Origin of the sequence: Clostridium sp. Marseille-Q2269 (assembly GCF_943736985.1) — a bacterium.
Lineage (GTDB): Bacteria > Bacillota > Clostridia > Clostridiales > Clostridiaceae > Clostridium_F.
The window spans coordinates 1-17,848 of record NZ_CALSFS010000002.1; the positions used below are offsets into that span (position 1 = coordinate 1).

Here is a 17,848-nt window from a genome sequence, read left to right on the forward strand (position 1 = left end):
GTCCTGTTTACTTTACGCTTAAATCTTAGTTTACAAATAAAGTATTCTAATTATTTTTCTAGATATCTATTTTTCCTAAAAGTATTCCTTGTTTTAATCCATTTAAAGACTGTTATATAATTTTTCAGTTTCATATAAATATTTTAAATTTAAATATAAACAGAATTGTTGGCTTTAGAGGGAGTTTTACTCCTTATAAGTCGTTATCCTTTAGGAAAAAATCGTTATACAACTTTCAAGAAAAGCAGAGAGTCCAAATCTTCGATTTGGTGCGAATGGCTTTCACAGAGTGCGATGGGAGTACTAGAGGGGGTAGTCGTCGGATAAAACAATTGGCGTAGCCAGGAAATTAATATAGGTAAATTTTATCAATGATACACTTACTCCGTATGCTACGCATGAATTTTCTAACGAAAATTTTTTAAAAGCCTTTTCTTTTAATAATAAAAATAATTGTAGATTTTATGTAACAAAGAGGATTAAAATGCTCATTTTGTACTTCCTATTCCATAGAAAATTACGTTTAAATAGTTATATTATCTTTCCTTAGATTAAAAAATTGGGATATGTGGTGTAAAAGGCATTTGAACAAAATTAGAGATCCTTATTTGTTTTCCCAAAATATATGTACATTCCAAATTATTGTTTGAGCGTTTAGCGAGTTATAATTTGGAATCATATATTTTAAGGAAAAACAAATTAGAATCTCTTATTGAAGTGAATTGCCTTTCAAGCCACATATCCTTTTTTAATCTAAGGTAGTGACTTTTTACGTCACAATTTTCTTAAGTATTGACAAAAGTATGAGGTAACAATAAAATAATCATATTGAATTATAGTAGATTAAAATAGGGAATTAGGTGATAAAATGTCAAAGGGAACCGTTGCATTAGCTATGAGTGGAGGAGTAGATAGTTCTGTATCTGCATATATATTAAAGGAAAAGGGTTATGATGTAATTGGAATTCATATGGATTTGTGGAGAGATGAAAGAAAAGAATATTGTAATAAATCTGCAGCAGAGGATGCAAGAAAAGTAGCAGATAAATTAAATATTCCTTTTTACATTATAAATATTGAAAAGGAATTTAAAGATAATGTCATTGATTATTTTGTAGATGAATATTTAAGTGGAAGAACTCCTAATCCTTGTGTAGCTTGCAATAAAACTATAAAATTTGAAGCTTTTTTCAATGCTGCTAAACAATTTGGAGCGGATTTTATGGCTACAGGACATTATTGCAGAATAGAAGAGAGAAATGAAAGAAAAGTTATAGTTAAAGCTGAAGATGACAAAAAAGATCAAACTTATATGATGTATAATTTAAAACAATATCAGCTAGAGAGAACTATAATGCCTTGTGGTGAATATAAAAAAGATCACATAAGAAAAATAGCTGAAGACATAGGATTAGATGTTTATAATAAAAAGGATAGTCAAGAAATATGTTTTATACCAGATAATGATCATGGAGCATTTATCAAAAGAGTCTATAAAAAGAAAATAAAGCAGGGAAATTTTGCTGATAAACAAGGGAATATAATTGGTAAACATAAAGGTATAATATATTATACTATAGGACAAAGAAAAGGGTTAGGAATTGCTTTAGGAAAACCAGCTTATGTAATAGATATAAACCCTGTTACTAATGAAGTAGTCATAGGAGATGAAAAAGACATTTTTCATACAGAATTAATAGCAAAAGCTGTAAACTTTATTTCTTTTGATAAATTGGAAGAACCAATAGAATTAGAAGCAAAGGTAAGATATTCTGGTAAGCCATCTAAAGCTACAATAATACCATTAGAAGATAATAGGGTGAAAGTAGTATTCCAGCATAAACAAAGGGCTATAACAAAGGGACAATCTGTAGTATTTTATGATAAAGATATGCTAGTTGGTGGAGGAATAATAGAAGGGATAGCATAATAAAATCTTTGCTTATAATTTTAAATATTAATTTTAAATTTTTATCTATAAAGAGCTATTATTGTACTAAGGGTTCTTTTTAGGTTTATTTATATGGTATTTATATGAATTTATTCAATAATTTTAAATAATGGTAAAAATCTATGAATAACAACCAGTTATCATAGATTTTTTTGTGCTATAGTAAATATATATTTAATAAATTTATATATCAATAACAATAAATTATTTATAAATGTGAGAGGAGGTTAAAAGTTGGAAATTTATAATCACCATGAGATAATAAAAAAATCTCACAATAGATGTATCAAATATGGTATAAAAAAAGAGAAAGTTTTTCCTACAACAATTCTTAAAGAGGATAAATTAAGAGTATTGTTGGAAAGAAACGGTGAGCTAATAAAAATTGCAAAGCATTTTATAAAAATACTTTATGATTTTTTAAAAGGATCTGGATTTGCATTATATCTTACAGATAAAACAGGTTTTCCACTTATAATTATAGGGGATGAAGATATAATAAAAGATATGGCAGATATGGGGATTGTAGAAGGTGCTGATATGAGTGAAAAGAGTACAGGCACCAATGCTATAGGTACTGCTCTTAAAGAAGATCGTTCCATTCAAATTTCGGGAGATGAGCATTACATTTATGCTTATAATGTATGGACATGTTCTGCAGCTATCATTCACAATAAAGAAAGAAGTATAATTGGATGTCTTAATTTAACTGGAAGACGTCAATTGGTTCATCCTCATTCATTAGGACTAGTTGTAGCAGCGGTAAAGTCTATTGAAAATGGTTTAGAGGCAGAAAAATCGGAAAATGAACTTTTTAAAACACATCAATATTTGAATAAAGTTATAGATTCTATAAATTCAGGAATGTTTGCTGCAGATATAAATGGATTAATAAAATCCATAAATAACAGTGCATGCATAATGTTGAATATTAAAAAAGAAAATATTATGAAGATAAGGACACAAGATATTTTATGTAATTGGGAATATATATTAAATGCACTTAACAGTGGAAAAAAGTATGAAAATAAGGAGATTATATATTCAAATAATAATAAAAAGAAAAGATTTAATATAACAGCCTACCCTATAAAGAATAAAAATGGAACTATAACAGGTGCAGTTGTAATGTTTAAAGACATGATGAATGTATACAATTTGGTTAATAAATATACAGGAATGATTGCTACATATACCTTTGATGACATAGTTGGTAAAAGTGAAAAGTTTATAACAACAATAAGACAAGCCAAGAAAATATCTAATAGTCCTTCTACGGTTCTTATTCAAGGTGAAAGTGGAACAGGAAAAGAGCTTATTGCCCATTCAATACATAATAATAGCAACAGAAAAAATAATAGTTTTGTAGCTATAAATTGTGGAGCTATACCAAAGAGCCTAATAGAAAGTGAACTTTTTGGATATGAAGAGGGTGCCTTTACTGGTGCTAAACGTGGTGGACATGTAGGCAAATTTGAACTTGCTAGTGGAGGCACTTTGTTTTTAGACGAAATAGGGGAAATGCCATTACATATGCAAGTTAATCTTTTAAGGGTACTTCAAGAAGGTTCTTTTACAAGAATAGGTGGAAATAAATATATAAACATAGATATAAGAATAATTGCTGCTACAAATAAAGATTTAAAAGCTGAAGTAAAAAAAGGTACTTTTAGAGAGGATTTATATTATAGATTAAGTGTAATTCCCATATGTGTTCCCCCATTGAGAGAAAGAAAAGAAGATATAGAAATACTCATAGAATATTTTCTAAAGGTTAAATCTATAAAATTAAACAAACCTATACCTAATATAAGTGAGGATTTATACGAAGAACTTATAAATTACAGATGGCCAGGAAATGTTAGAGAAATAGAAAATTGCATTGAAAACATAGTAAATATGGATGGAAATATTTCTTTTGATTTTGAAACAAAATTTTTGGATAAGACATGGGAGAATATAGACAAAAACAATCTAGAAATTGAATTATGCTCTTTAGTACAACTAGAAAAGAGAGCAATAATAAATTCCATACAAAAATGCCATGGTAATATTACTAAAGTTTCTAAGATTCTGGGTATAAATAGAAGTACTTTATATTCAAAAATAAAAAAATACAATATAATTTTAAAAAGATAAAATTTAATATGAAATATTAATATTGTTTAAAAAAGCAACAATGTTGTTAAAAGCAACACTATTTTAATGAAAAACTGTTGTTTTTTTAAACAATATTTTTTTATAAAATAATTTTAGTGTGAAATGTAAGCTATAGGTTAAAAAAATACTTTGGCATGTTAATTGCTAAATGAAAGTATATAAATATTTTAAAATTATACTTAGGAGGGAATTATATTATGAAGGGTTTTGCAATGTTAGGTATAAATAAAGTAGGTTGGATTGAAAAAGAAAATCCAAAGGCAGGTTCATATGACGCAATAGTACGTCCATTAGCTATATCACCTTGTACATCAGATATACATACCGTTTTTGAGGGAGCTTTAGGTGATAGGCATAATATGATATTAGGACACGAATCTGTGGGCCAGGTTGTTGAAGTTGGCAGTGAAGTAAAAGATTTTAAACCTGGTGATAAAGTTATTGTTCCTGCAATAACTCCTGATTGGAGATCTTTAGAAGTTCAAGCTGGATTTCATCAACATTCAAATGGTATGTTAGCAGGTTGGAAATTTTCAAATTTTAAAGATGGAGTATTTGCAGAATTATTTCATGTAAATGATGCAGATATGAATCTTGCAACTTTACCTGATAATATACCATTGGAAAGTGCGGTTATGATAACTGATATGATGACTACAGGATTTCATGGAGCAGAATTAGCGGATATACAATTAGGATCAAGTGTTGTAGTAATTGGAATAGGTGCTGTTGGTTTAATGGCTATAGCAGGTGCTAAATTACGAGGGGCTGCTAGAATTATAGGAGTAGGAAGTAGGCCAGTTTGTGTTGAAGCTGCAAAATTTTATGGAGCATCAGATATTGTAAATTATAAAAATGGAGATATAGTTAAACAAGTCTTAGAATTGACTAATGGAGAAGGTGTTAACCGTGTCATTATGGCAGGAGGTGGAGTTGATACTTTAAGACAAGCAGTGTCAATGGTTAAACCAGGAGGAACAATTTCAAATATTAACTATCATGGCACTGGTGAAACACTTCCAATACCTCGTGTAGAATGGGGATGTGGGATGGCTCATAAAAGCATTAGAGGAGGTCTTTGTCCTGGTGGACGTCTCAGAATGCAAATGCTTGCAGACCTTGTAAAATATAATCGTGTGGATTTAAGCAAATTGGTTACACATGTATTTGAAGGTTATGATAATATAGAAAAAGCTCTTCTGCTGATGAAGGATAAACCAAAGGATTTAATTAAACCTGTAGTATTACTAAATAAATAAAACTTAAATATAGTTTGTGTAATTTGAAATAAATGTATAATATTTTATAGTGTAATAAAGTTTTTTATTGCACTATTTTTTATTGTTTATAATGATGATATATTAATTTATTATGCTATAAAGCCTTTGTAATTATAGTTATTATATAGTAATTTATATATTTTAAAATGTATAAATTGCTATATAATAAAATAATAAAGTTAAATAAAATGAAAAAATCCTTATAAATATGTTAAAATATTAAGGTCGTCTTTATATTTGAGGAGGTGCATTATGGCTATTGAAAAAGAAAATTTTAATATTGAAAAAGAAAATCTTAATAAAACTATAAAATGGATAAAAGGAAAGATAGCATCTTTAAATGAAAGAGAAGAAGAAATATCAAATAAGATAAATCAAATAAATAAGGAAGTTAAGGGAGCATATAATTATGAAGTAGAAGCATTGTATAATTCTTTACAAATAAATAAAAAAGATGTAGATTCTTATAATTCATCAGTTTCTATACCTTATTTTGCTAGAATTGATTTTAAAGAAAAATTAAGAGATAGTGAGAGTTTTTATATAGGAAAAGTAGGATTATTAGATGAAGATGACAAAGAAGAGATGGTTGTAGATTGGAGAGCTCCTATAGCAGATCTTTATTATAGTGGAGTACAAGGTAAAGCTTCCTATGAAGCTCCTATTGGAAATATAGAAGGTGAACTTTTACTTAAGAGAAAATTTATTATAAAAAATGAAAAATTAATAGATGCTTTTGATGAAGGAATAAATGAAATTATATTAAATTTTAATGAAGATAATGAAGAAAAAGCTTTAATAGATGAATTTTTAAAGATAAACTTAGAAGAGAATAGAGGAAATAAATTAAAAGATATAGTTTCAACTATACAAAAAGAACAAAATGATATTATAAGAGCAAATATGTATAAGCCACTTATAATACAAGGTTCAGCAGGTTCAGGTAAAACCACAATAGCCCTTCATAGAATAGCGTATTTATTGTATAAATATAAGAATAAAATTACAGGAGAAGACATAATAATATTAGCTCCAAATGAATTGTTTTTAGATTATATATCTGAAGTTCTTCCTAATTTAGGAGTAGATAAAGTAAAACAGAGCACTTTTAATAAATTTTCTCAAGAAATATTAAACTTTAATTATGAGATAATAGATAAGGATAAAAAGTTAGTTAAAATTATAGAAGATAAGAATAATAAAGAAAATAAATTTATAACTAATAGTAGTAAATTAAAAGGGTCTTTAGTTTATAAAAAGATGTTAGATAGATATATAAAGTATTTGGAATTAAATGATATATTTATAGATGATATAGAAATAGACGGGTATGTATTGTTCCCTTCTAGAGAAATAGTAAGACTTTATAAGAATGATTTAAAACATCTTCCGTTAAACAAAAGAAAGATTGAAATAGGAAGATATTTAAAGAATAAAATAGAAGAAAAAATTGAAAATGTGTGGAATGATATAGATAGAGATTATATTTTAAAAATAAGAAAAACAAGAGAACGATATGAAGGAAAACAGCAAAGGGATAATATTATAGAATTATATGAAGAAAGAGATGAAAAGAAGGAAAAAATAAAATTAGAAGCAGAATTAGTATTGAATGATACCATTAAAGAATGGCTAATTGATGATGTGGTAGAAGTTTATAGAGATATGTACATTGATGAAGAAAACTTAAATTATGCAACAAATGGCATAATACCAGAAGTATTAGTCAGTTATATGAAAAATAAAATAGAAAAAGAAATAGATCAGTGTAAAATAGACGAAGAAGATCTAGCAGCCATCTTATATTTAAAGATAAAAATAGATGGAGTAGATGATTATAAATTTGCACATATGGTTATAGATGAAGCTCAAGATTATAGTCCTTTAGAATTATATGTTTTGAAGTTGATTTCTAAATCTAGAGGATACACTATAGTAGGTGATTTAGGGCAAAGTATATATTATTATAAAGGTATAGAAGACTGGGGCAAACTAGTTAAAGAGGTTTATGAAGAGGGAGAATACATTCCATTAAAACAAAGTTATAGATCTACAGTAGAAATAGTGAATTTTGCCAATAAAGTATTAAGAAAACAAAAAAACAATTTAGAACCAGCAAAAGCAGTATTAAGGCATGGGAAATATCCAGAAAGTATTCAATATCAGGACGAAGAAGATTTTTATAAAAAATTAAATAATGTTATTGAATATATAGAAAAAAAAGCAGACAAGACTATAGCAATAATTTGTAAGGACTATGAACAATGTAAAAATCTAAAAAAGTTTTTATATTTGAAAGATCAAGAACAATGGGAAATAGTAGATAAAAATACTGAAATATTACCCAAAAGAATAATTATCCCATCTTATATTACAAAGGGATTGGAATTCGATTGTTCTATAATTTATGATTGTAGCCAAGAAAACTATGGAGAAAATGAATTAGATAAGAAGATTTTATATGTAGTATTAACAAGAGCATTGCATGAAGAATATGTATTTTATAGAGATAAGATAACTAAACTATTAACATAAAATTATAAAAACTTATTGACAAAATTATTATAAATAAACAAAATTATGACAAATATTTAACAATATTGAAGAGATTTTAAATTTTAGAAATATTAAAATCCTAAAAACTCTACTTTATATTTTATAAAAAATTTATCAAAAGCTTTATATAAATTTATCACCTTAAGACTTACAGATTAATTTTTTATAATAAAATATAATACTTAAGTTAAGTATTACTGCATATTTTAGGCAAATAAAAAGATCCGCATTTACATGCGGAGGGGAGTAATGGGTTTATATTTGTTAGAGTTCTTTTTAGTGTACTCATATAACAATTTAATAATATCATATAGAAGATAAGGCAGTCAATAATTTAACAATTAAAAATTTCTTAATTTATTGACTATTCTATAAATTAAATGTTATAATCTAAAAATAATTTAATATAGTCATTCGGATGAAGGTAATGGGAGAGTTACAATTTTGTACACCGAAGAAGTTAATCTTTCAGGTTTCCTATTTTAGGATAAAGACCGTTACTGGACGGGCCTCTGGAGAGACTCTTAAAGAGCACCGAAGGAGCAAGTTTATTTAATTTACTTTTATAATATTTATAATATACAGTTTTGTGTTTAGAACATTGAATATTATAAAGATAAATTTATAAATGAAACTCTCAGGTAAAAGGACAGAGGACGGGTTAAAGCATAACCAGAGGCCTTTTAATGTACTATTTTTATACATTAGGGGTCTTTTTAGTTTTAGTCAATTCTTTTGTCCTCATTATTAACTAGATTAAGGAGGATAAAAAATGCAACAAATCACTAGTATTTTAAACAAATTTGATTCTTTATTATGGGGACCACCATTACTAATTCTTTTGGTAGGTACAGGAATATATCTTACTATTAGACTTAGAACTATTCAAATCTACAAATTACCACTAGCATTAAAGTTAATTTTTACAAAGGATGAAGATGAACTAGAAGGAGAAGGGGATATATCTAGCTTTGCTGCTCTATGTACAGCTCTATCAGCAACTATTGGTACAGGAAATATAGTTGGGGTAGCTACAGCTGTTGCTGCAGGCGGTCCTGGAGCTATTTTTTGGATGTGGATGGCAGCTTTTTTTGGAATGGCAACTAAATATGCAGAGGGTCTTTTGGCTGTAAGATATAGAGCTATAGATGAAAATGGACAAATGTCTGGAGGACCAATGTATTACATAGAAAGAGGACTAAATAATAAAATATTAGCTAAATTATTTGCTTTGTTTGGCATAGGGGTAGCTTTATTTGGAATAGGTACATTAACTCAAGTTAATGCTATTTCTAATACTATAAAAATATCCTTTAATATACCTATACAAGTTACAGTGGGAATAATAACAATTTTAGTAATACTAGTAACTTTAGGAGGAATAAAGAGTATTTCAAAAGTATCTGAAAAACTTATACCTTTCATGGCTTTATTTTACATAATAGGATCTTTAATCATAATTTTATTTAATATAAATAAATTACCCTATGCTGTATCTTTAATAATAAAATCTGCCTTTACCACTAGTGCAGCCACAGGGGGATTTTTAGGAGCTACAGTGATGATGGCAGCTAAAAGTGGTATATCTAGAGGCGTTTTTTCCAATGAATCAGGATTAGGAAGTGCCCCTATAGCAGCGGCTGCTGCTAAAACAAAATCTTGTGTCAGACAAGGACTTATTTCTATGACGGGTACTTTCTTTGATACTATAGTAGTATGTACAATGACAGGTATAGTAATAATAATAACAGGAGCATGGAGCATGAAGGGATTAGAAGGAGCAGCTATTACAAATACAGCTTTTCAACTAGGAATATCTAGTATGCCTAGAATTGGAGAATTTATTGTTACCATTGGATTAATATTATTTGCGTTTACTACTATACTGGGATGGAATTATTATGGAGAAAGATGTACAGAATATTTATTTGGTGTTAAAGGAATAAAAATTATAAATTTATATTTATATTTATAGTAGCCTTAGGTGCAATACCATCGTTAAATTAGATTTAATATGGATAGTGGCGGATATAGTTAATGGACTTATGGCAATTCCTAATTTAATAGGATTGATAGGATTAAGAGAAGTTATTGTCAGTGAAACAAAGGATTTTTTTAATACAAAGAAAAATATTGAAGATATAGCTATGTAAATAATACAAATAAAAATAGAAAACAATAAAATAAGATAAATATTGATTCAGATAGAGTAATATTCTATCTGAATTTTGTTTTGATTATATTTGGCATTTATATATAGTATGAATAAATATTTGAATTTTATATTTATAAATACAATAATAAATTATTTTATCATGTTTATTTTACAGCTAAATGTTAAAAATGGAAATAATAGAATAAGAATATACGAACTATTAAAATAAAAATAATATTTAACATTCAAACTGATAGGAACATTAAAAGAAAATATATAACAAAAGTATTGACTAATTTATAAACATCAGTTATTATGTATTTGTAAGTTAAGTGAATATTTTTATCCATATAATCTTAATAATACGGGTTAAGAGTTTCTACTAGAGACCGCAAATCTCTGACTATGGGTAAGTCCATTTATTATTTAGTATACTAAAGTTTTTGTTTTGGATTTACTCATATATGATCCGTAAACAAAAACTTTTTTTATTTGGGAGGATTATTACAATGTATATGGAGAAGGAAAAAAATTATGGAAAGCCTAATAAAGGTTTTTTGGACTCATTTTTTAAATTATCAGAACGTGGTAGTAATGTTAAGACTGAGATTATAGCAGGTATTACTACATTTATTACTATGGCATACATAATATTTGTTAATCCAAATATATTAATGCAAGCTGGAATGAATTCTAAGGGGCTTGTAGGAGAAGCAGCAATAAAGGCTGGTTTATCTGCTGTAAATGATCCAGTTATCGGAGCAGTATTTGCAGCTACATGTATTTCAGCAGCTGTAGGTACTTTAATAATGGCTCTTTATGCTAATCTGCCTTTTGCGCAAGCGCCAGGTATGGGCTTAAATGCTTTCTTTACTTTTAGTGTATGTTTAACATTGGGATATACTTGGCAACAAGCTTTAGGTGCAGTATTTATATCAGGACTACTTTTTATAGTTATAACACTTACATCTATAAGAGAGAAGATAGTTAACGCTCTTCCTCAAAATTTGAAATTTGCTATATCCGGTGGTATAGGCTTATTTATAGCTTTAGTAGGATTTAAATCAGGAGGTATAGTGGTTGCAAGTCCAGCAACACTTATAAGTTTTGGAAACTTTACAGATCCAAAAACTTTATTAACTGTTATAGGTATTTGTATAACAGCTATTTTAATGGCTAAGAATATTAAAGGGTCTATATTAATAGGAATAATTGCCACTACATTAATAGGAATACCTTTTGGGGTAACAAAATTGGCTGGAGCAAGTATTATATCAGCACCACCTTCTTTGGCACCAACTTTCTTAAAATTAGATTTAGCAGGACTTTTAGGTTTTGGCGGAGCAGGAATAATTGGAGCTTTAATGAGTGTTTTAACAGTAGTTATATCTTTTAGTTTAGTAGATATGTTTGATACTATAGGAACTTTAATTGGAACTGCAGAAAAAGCAGGAATGGTTGATGAAAATGGTAAAATGGAAGATTTAAATAAGGCTCTTTTAGCAGATGCAGTTGCTACTACAGCAGGAGCTTTAATTGGAACAAGTACTGTTACCACTTATGTAGAATCTACAGCGGGAGTATCAGAGGGAGGAAGAACAGGTTTAACATCTTTTGTTACAGCTATGTTATTTATATTAGCAATGTTCTTTAGTGGACTTGTAGGTATAGTTCCAGCTGAAGCTACAGCACCAGCACTTATAATAGTAGGTGTATTAATGATGGGAGCTATAACAAAAATAGATTTTAATGATTTTACAGAAGCATTACCAGCATTCTTTACTATAGCAATAATGCCATTTAGCTATAGCATAGCAAACGGTATATCAGCGGGTATAATATTTTATCCAATAGTTAAAGTAGTTACAGGGAAGAGAAAAGAAGTTCACCCTATAATTTATATATTAGCAATATTATTTATAATTAGATTTACAATTCTTCCTAAATAAAAGATAAATATATAAATAGAGCCTGAACAATTATTAAAAATTGTTCAGGCTCTATTTTGATTAAAGGAAGTTATATGTAATATTAATTAAAGCAATATGGGGGACTTATATAATGGGGGTTAATACATTTAGTATACTTACCAATAATAATAATTTTATACACATAATCACAAAATTATTTAAAATATATTATACAATATAAAAATTCATATAATATAATTATCATATTTCCATTATATTATATGGATTTTTATATATTTTAAACTTATTATAGTTGTTAATACTAAATATAATTTTAAAAAATTCACAGTATATGTTATATTAAAAATTAGAGATACTTTTAAAACATCAATATAACTGTCAGTAAGATTGGCTCAAAGTTTAACTTAGCAAAATATGATTTGTAGAGCTAATTTAACCAGAACAATAGATTAATTTATATGTTGCATTTAAATCAAGTGTAAAAGTTAATGAGTATAAATTATAATCACAAAAATTTTTTTCTGCGATTTATAAAGTATAAGGAGTGAGCAATTTGATAAATCATAGAGTTAATAGTATATTTAAAAGTATTATTTTTATTGTAATTTTAATATTTTTAATAATAGCTTTTATAGCTTTTCAAACAATTTATTTTGGAATTAAATCCAAGCCTAAAAAATCAGATTGTATAATAATATTAGGATGCAAGGTTAAAGGAAACGATCCAACACCTTTTTTAAAATGGAGACTAGATGAAGGTTTAAATTTATATAGAAAAGGATATGGGAAATATATAATAGTTTCTGGTGCAAAGGGACCAGGGGAAAATATAAGTGAAGGAAAAGCAATGGAAAAATATCTACTACAAAAAGGTGTGGATAAGAGGTTTATAATAATAGAGGATAAATCAAAAAATACATTGGAAAATATAAAGTTTTCTAAAAATAAAATGGATATTAATAATCTAAAATCTTCTATAATAGTATCAAATAAATATCACTTAAAAAGAGCAGAAATATTATGTAAAAGAGAGGGAATAAAAGCAAGTTACTCTGGAGTTTTTGTTAAACCATATATCTCTCATGAGATAGTAGGATTCATAAGAGAAATACCTGCATTCTTAGTATATTATTTTAAAATACCAAATTAAAATTATAGAATAATTCAATGCTATTTATAAAAATAAATATTTAAATATGAAAAGATAACTAATAATATTTATGTAAATAAGATAATGTATTAAGAATGTTGACATTAATATTATTAATTAAATATAAAATTTAAATAGTTAGATTAATAAAGCTTATGAGATATTATTTAAATATCTCATAAGCTTTATTAAACATTATTTTATGTCCTAATGAAGTGGGATGAATTCCATCTACAAATAGTTCTGATGTATTACATTTTGATGTATGTTCTTTAATAGCTGAGAAAAAATCTATATATTTTAAATTATTTTCTATACAAAGATTTAAGAGATAGTTCTTATATTCACTCAGTTTATTATTTACACTTAAATAATCTAAATCAGATGTCCAAATTTTTTGAGCCATAGTAATTTGTATTTCCATGGGAATACCTATAATAGGAATTATATTGTTCTCTACAGATTCTTTAATTAATAAATTTAAATTTTTCTTTACATCTTCTATGGAGCGACCTAATAAAAAGTCATTTGTTCCAGCTAAAATTATAACATGGGTTGGTTTGTTTTTTACTATATCTTTATAAGATCTTGTTAAAATGCCTGTAGTTGTATCACCATTTATTCCTTTATTTATAACTTCATATTGTAGTATGTTTTTTAAAAGAGTAACCCAACAATGATTTCTATTAACACCATATCCAAAGGTTAAACTATCTCCAATACATATTAGTTTCATTTATGCTCCTCCTGTTTCATTCTGTTTCATTTTTATAGTGAATGACAATGATGAGATTACCTTTATATAATTAGCATATAAGCATAATTTAATATTTATAATTAGTGATAAATATTATTGTTTACTATTTTCATTGAATTTTTTTAGTTCACTAAATAATTCTTCTTGAGTTGCTATTTGTTGCTGAATAGCCCACACATTATTAGCATAATAAAAGTTATGATTTAATATACTTATAAAATTTTCTTTCCAATTTTTATTTAAAAGGGACATAAATTTTTCCTTTTTATTTTGATCCATAGAATGATAATAAGTCTCTATGTATTTGTTAAAAGCTTCTAGATTACTTATTAATTCATTTTTCCTATTCTTATAGTTATTTCTAGATATCCACATTGCTAGCATCAATATGAATATAAAAATTACCAAAGGTAAAAATTTCATTTTATCATACCTTCCATGAAAAGTTTTATTATTAAATTTTACTCTATTATAGCAGATTTAAGATGTGAAAAATAGAAAATCCTGCACATTTACTAAATGGACAGGATTTTTATTTATTTATTAGGTATATTTGTTTTTAAAAGGTCATTAACCTCTTCCTGGGAAAGATCTTTATGATAAAATAATTTAAAGAATTCTTTTGTATCTTTCTGTATATCTCCTTTATATAAATTTGGATATAAGCAAGACTGAAGCCATTTTATTCCCATTAATCTATTGATTGATGGTGGCTTATCGAACCAACTAAAGGGTAATGATGGAATTATGTAAAGTTTATTTTCTTTTACTGCAGAAATCTGGTTCCATGAATTATCTTTAAACACATTTACATTTGTATCTGAAACAATGACATCAGGATTCCAAGATATAATTTGTTCCATAGATATAACATTTCGTTCTTTATGCTTTACAGGGAAGTTTGCTACATTTTTCCCACCTGCATATTTTATTACTTCAGAATGAAGAGATCCTTCTGGATCTGTTTCTAATCCTTTGGTGCCTTCCGCATAATAGACTTTTATTTTTTTATTTTCTTTAATATTTTTTATAACATCTTTTGAGTCTTTAAGAGATTTTTCACAGTATTTAGCTAGATTTTCAGCTTCATCTTTTTTATTTAATAAGTTTCCAACAAATCTATAGGCAGAAGGTAATTTATCCATTTTACCATCCACAAGGATAAATGGAATATTAGATTGTTTTTGAAACTTTTCTACCTGAGATATAGTTAAATCATTTATGTCTCCCATAGATATTACTATATCAGGTTTCAATTTTGATATTTCTTCTATATTACCGGACTTTTTACCTTGTAAGCTACCTGCTATAGGAAGCTTATTGGTATCTGGTTTTAGATATTTCAAAGATTTTTTTGGAAGTTTGTTATTCCATGCAGCTAACTTTTCAGGGCATAATGAATAAATAAATACAGAACCTAAGGGACTTGTACAATATATTTTCTCTATTTTAGATGGTATTTTTACCTCTCTTCTAGCTTGGTCTGTTATAGTTTTATAACTATTGGAAGAAGACGTAGATGTAAAACTACAGCCAGAAAGAGAAAATACAATAATTAAAGTTAGCAATAGACTTGTAATTTTTTTTCTCATTTTGTTAGTACTCCTTTTTTATTTAAAATCAAATGGTATACATACATTTTTGGTTAAGCTTTCATTAATGTTAGTTTCTACTATTTTTATATTTACTCCATAAATATCTTTTATAACTTCAGTAGTAATTTCATGGCATGGTTCACCAAAGGAGAATAAACCTCCTCGTTTCATAATAGCAACCTTTGTTCCATACAAAAGAGCGTGGTTAGGATTGTGACAGGACATAATTATAGTTTGATTGCTATTTGTACATAGAGATTTTATTAATGTTAAAACTTTTATTTGATTTCCATAGTCAAGGTTTGATGTAGGTTCATCCATTATTATTATAGATGCTTCTTGGGCAATAGCTCTTGCAATTAATACTAATTGTCTTTCTCCTCCACTTAGTTCTGTATAAATTTTATTTTTAAAATGGCTTATATCTAAAAGATTCAAAGAGTTTTCTGCTATTTTCTTATCCATCTTACTTGGACATGAAAAATCCTTTATGTAAGCGGCACGTCCCATTAATACTACATCCATTACTGTAAAAGGAAATGGTGGGGTATGTGCCTGCGGTACATAAGCTATACATTTGTATAGTTTTTTATAAGGAAAAGTATTTATATTCTTACCATCTATTAAGATTTCCCCAGATTTTAATTTTAAAAGCATTAATATAGTTTTAAAAAGGGTAGTTTTGCCTATGCCATTAGGACCCAGTACACATAATAATTCTCCAGAATTTAAACTAAAAGACAAGTTAGTGTAAAGTATATTTTCACCATATCCAAAGGAAGCTTTTCGTATTTCTAGTTTCATAACCAACCCTTCTTTACATTTATTAATAAGTAAGCGAAAAATGGTATTCCAATCAAAGAGGTTAATATTCCAAGGGGAACCTCTACAGGAAACATGAGCCTAGCTAAATCATCCACTAATAACATATACAAGCTACCTATGAAAAAAGAAGCTGGCAGTAAAACTTTATAATTAGGACCATATATTGAACGTGTTAAATGAGGGATAACTAATCCAACCCATCCAATAACTCCGCAATAGGAAACTATTGAAGCACTAAGTAGAGTAGAGCATATTATTACAATGACTCTTATCCTATCAGTATTTACTCCCAAGGTTTTTGCTTCATCTTCTGGAAAAGATAATATATTAAGTTTCCATCTTATTAAAAGTAGAGGAATCAATCCTGCAATTATAGGTATTATCATAATTTGCAAATCATTTGATGTTATAGAAGATAAACCACCCATAAGCCAAAAGGTTATAGCAGGAAGTTTATCATAAGGATCGCATATGTATTTTACAAGGGACACTGCAGATGTAAATAATCCTTGAACCAACATGCCAGATAAAACTAAAACTAAGCTTGGATCATGATGGGGAATTCTTCTGCTTATTTTCCAGGAGCTTATAACTGCTATTAAGCCAAATATAAATGCTAAGATTTGTATAAGATTAACATTAAAAGAAAGCAATATTCCTAGGGCAACACCAAAACTAGCACCAGCGGATGCGCCTAAAATATCAGGAGATACTAAAGGATTTTTAAACATGCCCTGATAAGAAGCACCAGCAGTAGACAAAGCTCCACCTACCAATAGAGCAGTTATAATTCTAGGTAGACGTAAGTTGAAAAATATGGTCATAGCTTTATCATTTAGGGAGAGTAAATCATATAAGGATATGGAATATCTTCCTATACATATAGATAATAGAATTAAAGTAGCTCCTATAGGAAATATTAAATATTTTTTTATTTTTACCATAAAATCATCTCATTTTTAGGTTTTATAGAAGAAATCCAATTTTCTAATATATCTAATATATGGTTTTTAATATTATTTCTATTATCTAAAGTAACTTTTACTATGGAGATATCTGTCCTATTACGTATTTCATTTAAAAAGGGAGAATTTAATTCTTTTAATACGCCTAATACTATTTTGTTACTATCTAAAACTTTTCTTATGGAAGATTTGAATTCCTCGGCAGTTTCTTCAAGAAAACCTATTTCATCTAATATTATTAAGTCACTATTTTCTAAGCTGGTATTTAATATTTCAACTCCTTTGGTCTCAAAGGCATATATATTTGCAATTGGATTTTTATTTTTTGTGCATTCCCCAATTATGTTGTTATTTTCTTTATCTTTAACAGATATCATATCGAAGTAAATATTGCCTTCATTATTTATGCAACGTTCTACTTGAAATCCTCCTATTGAAATATTTAATTCACATAATATTTTTTTTATTATGGTACTTTTACCAGTTCCACTAGGGGCTGTAAGAAACAAATTATGCATAGTAA

Annotated in this window: 12 protein-coding genes, 1 pseudogene and 2 riboswitches; of the genes and pseudogenes, 7 read left to right on the forward strand and 6 right to left on the reverse strand. The window is 27.4% G+C overall.

The window, feature by feature from the left end; genetic code table 11:
• The first annotated feature begins 868 nt into the window (after positions 1-868).
• From mnmA to NGI68_RS04020, 7 genes and pseudogenes are all read left to right on the forward strand, one after another.
• Positions 869-1,930 carry a tRNA 2-thiouridine(34) synthase MnmA gene (gene mnmA, locus NGI68_RS03990; RefSeq protein ID WP_251860204.1) on the forward strand — a complete coding sequence of 354 codons (1,062 nt, stop codon included), beginning with the start codon at positions 869-871 and terminating at the stop codon, positions 1,928-1,930.
• Positions 1,931-2,191: 261 nt separating this feature from the next.
• On the forward strand, positions 2,192-4,090 hold the full coding sequence (locus NGI68_RS03995) for a sigma-54 interaction domain-containing protein (protein ID WP_251860583.1): 1,899 nt from the start codon (positions 2,192-2,194) through the stop codon (positions 4,088-4,090).
• Positions 4,091-4,308: 218 nt separating this feature from the next.
• The gene (locus tag NGI68_RS04000) at positions 4,309-5,370 is read left to right on the forward strand and encodes an NAD(P)-dependent alcohol dehydrogenase (RefSeq protein WP_251860205.1); all 1,062 of its coding nucleotides are present in this window, start codon (positions 4,309-4,311) and stop codon (positions 5,368-5,370) included.
• Positions 5,371-5,643: 273 nt separating this feature from the next.
• On the forward strand, positions 5,644-7,926 hold the full coding sequence (gene helD / locus NGI68_RS04005) for an RNA polymerase recycling motor HelD (protein ID WP_251860206.1): 2,283 nt from the start codon (positions 5,644-5,646) through the stop codon (positions 7,924-7,926).
• 523 nt (positions 7,927-8,449) lie between these two features.
• Positions 8,450-8,610, forward strand: a riboswitch (glycine riboswitch).
• 109 nt (positions 8,611-8,719) lie between these two features.
• Positions 8,720-10,100, forward strand: a pseudogene (locus tag NGI68_RS04010) (alanine/glycine:cation symporter family protein).
• A 328-nt stretch (positions 10,101-10,428) separates the two neighbouring features.
• Positions 10,429-10,528: riboswitch (purine riboswitch) on the forward strand.
• Positions 10,529-10,611: 83 nt separating this feature from the next.
• Positions 10,612-12,051, forward strand: a complete 1,440-nt coding sequence (locus tag NGI68_RS04015; protein ID WP_251860207.1) for an NCS2 family permease — start codon at positions 10,612-10,614, stop codon at positions 12,049-12,051.
• A 535-nt stretch (positions 12,052-12,586) separates the two neighbouring features.
• Positions 12,587-13,183 carry a YdcF family protein gene (locus NGI68_RS04020; RefSeq protein WP_251860208.1) on the forward strand — a complete coding sequence of 199 codons (597 nt, stop codon included), beginning with the start codon at positions 12,587-12,589 and terminating at the stop codon, positions 13,181-13,183.
• Between the two features lie 163 nt (positions 13,184-13,346).
• Here NGI68_RS04020 and NGI68_RS04025 read toward each other — a convergent pair whose 3' ends face one another.
• From NGI68_RS04025 to NGI68_RS04050, 6 genes are all read right to left on the reverse strand, one after another.
• The gene (locus tag NGI68_RS04025; protein ID WP_251860209.1) at positions 13,347-13,919 is read right to left on the reverse strand and encodes a GDSL-type esterase/lipase family protein; all 573 of its coding nucleotides are present in this window, start codon (positions 13,917-13,919) and stop codon (positions 13,347-13,349) included.
• 114 nt (positions 13,920-14,033) lie between these two features.
• Complete coding sequence (locus tag NGI68_RS04030; protein WP_251860210.1) at positions 14,034-14,363, reverse strand: hypothetical protein; 330 nt, start codon at positions 14,361-14,363, stop codon at positions 14,034-14,036.
• A gap of 113 nt (positions 14,364-14,476) precedes the next feature.
• Positions 14,477-15,532 (reverse strand): ABC transporter substrate-binding protein, encoded by a 1,056-nt coding sequence (locus NGI68_RS04035; RefSeq protein WP_251860211.1) that lies wholly within the window; start codon positions 15,530-15,532, stop codon positions 14,477-14,479.
• An 18-nt stretch (positions 15,533-15,550) separates the two neighbouring features.
• Complete coding sequence (locus NGI68_RS04040; RefSeq protein WP_251860212.1) at positions 15,551-16,339, reverse strand: ABC transporter ATP-binding protein; 789 nt, start codon at positions 16,337-16,339, stop codon at positions 15,551-15,553.
• Entirely contained in the window at positions 16,336-17,304 is a 969-nt protein-coding gene (locus NGI68_RS04045) for a FecCD family ABC transporter permease (protein ID WP_251860213.1), read from the reverse strand. Before NGI68_RS04045 ends, NGI68_RS04040 begins: the two co-directional genes overlap by 4 nt.
• Positions 17,298-17,843 (reverse strand): nucleoside-triphosphatase, encoded by a 546-nt coding sequence (locus tag NGI68_RS04050; protein WP_251860214.1) that lies wholly within the window; start codon positions 17,841-17,843, stop codon positions 17,298-17,300. The genes NGI68_RS04045 and NGI68_RS04050 overlap by 7 nt, the downstream gene beginning before the upstream one ends.
• Between the last annotated feature and the right edge of the window lie 5 nt (positions 17,844-17,848).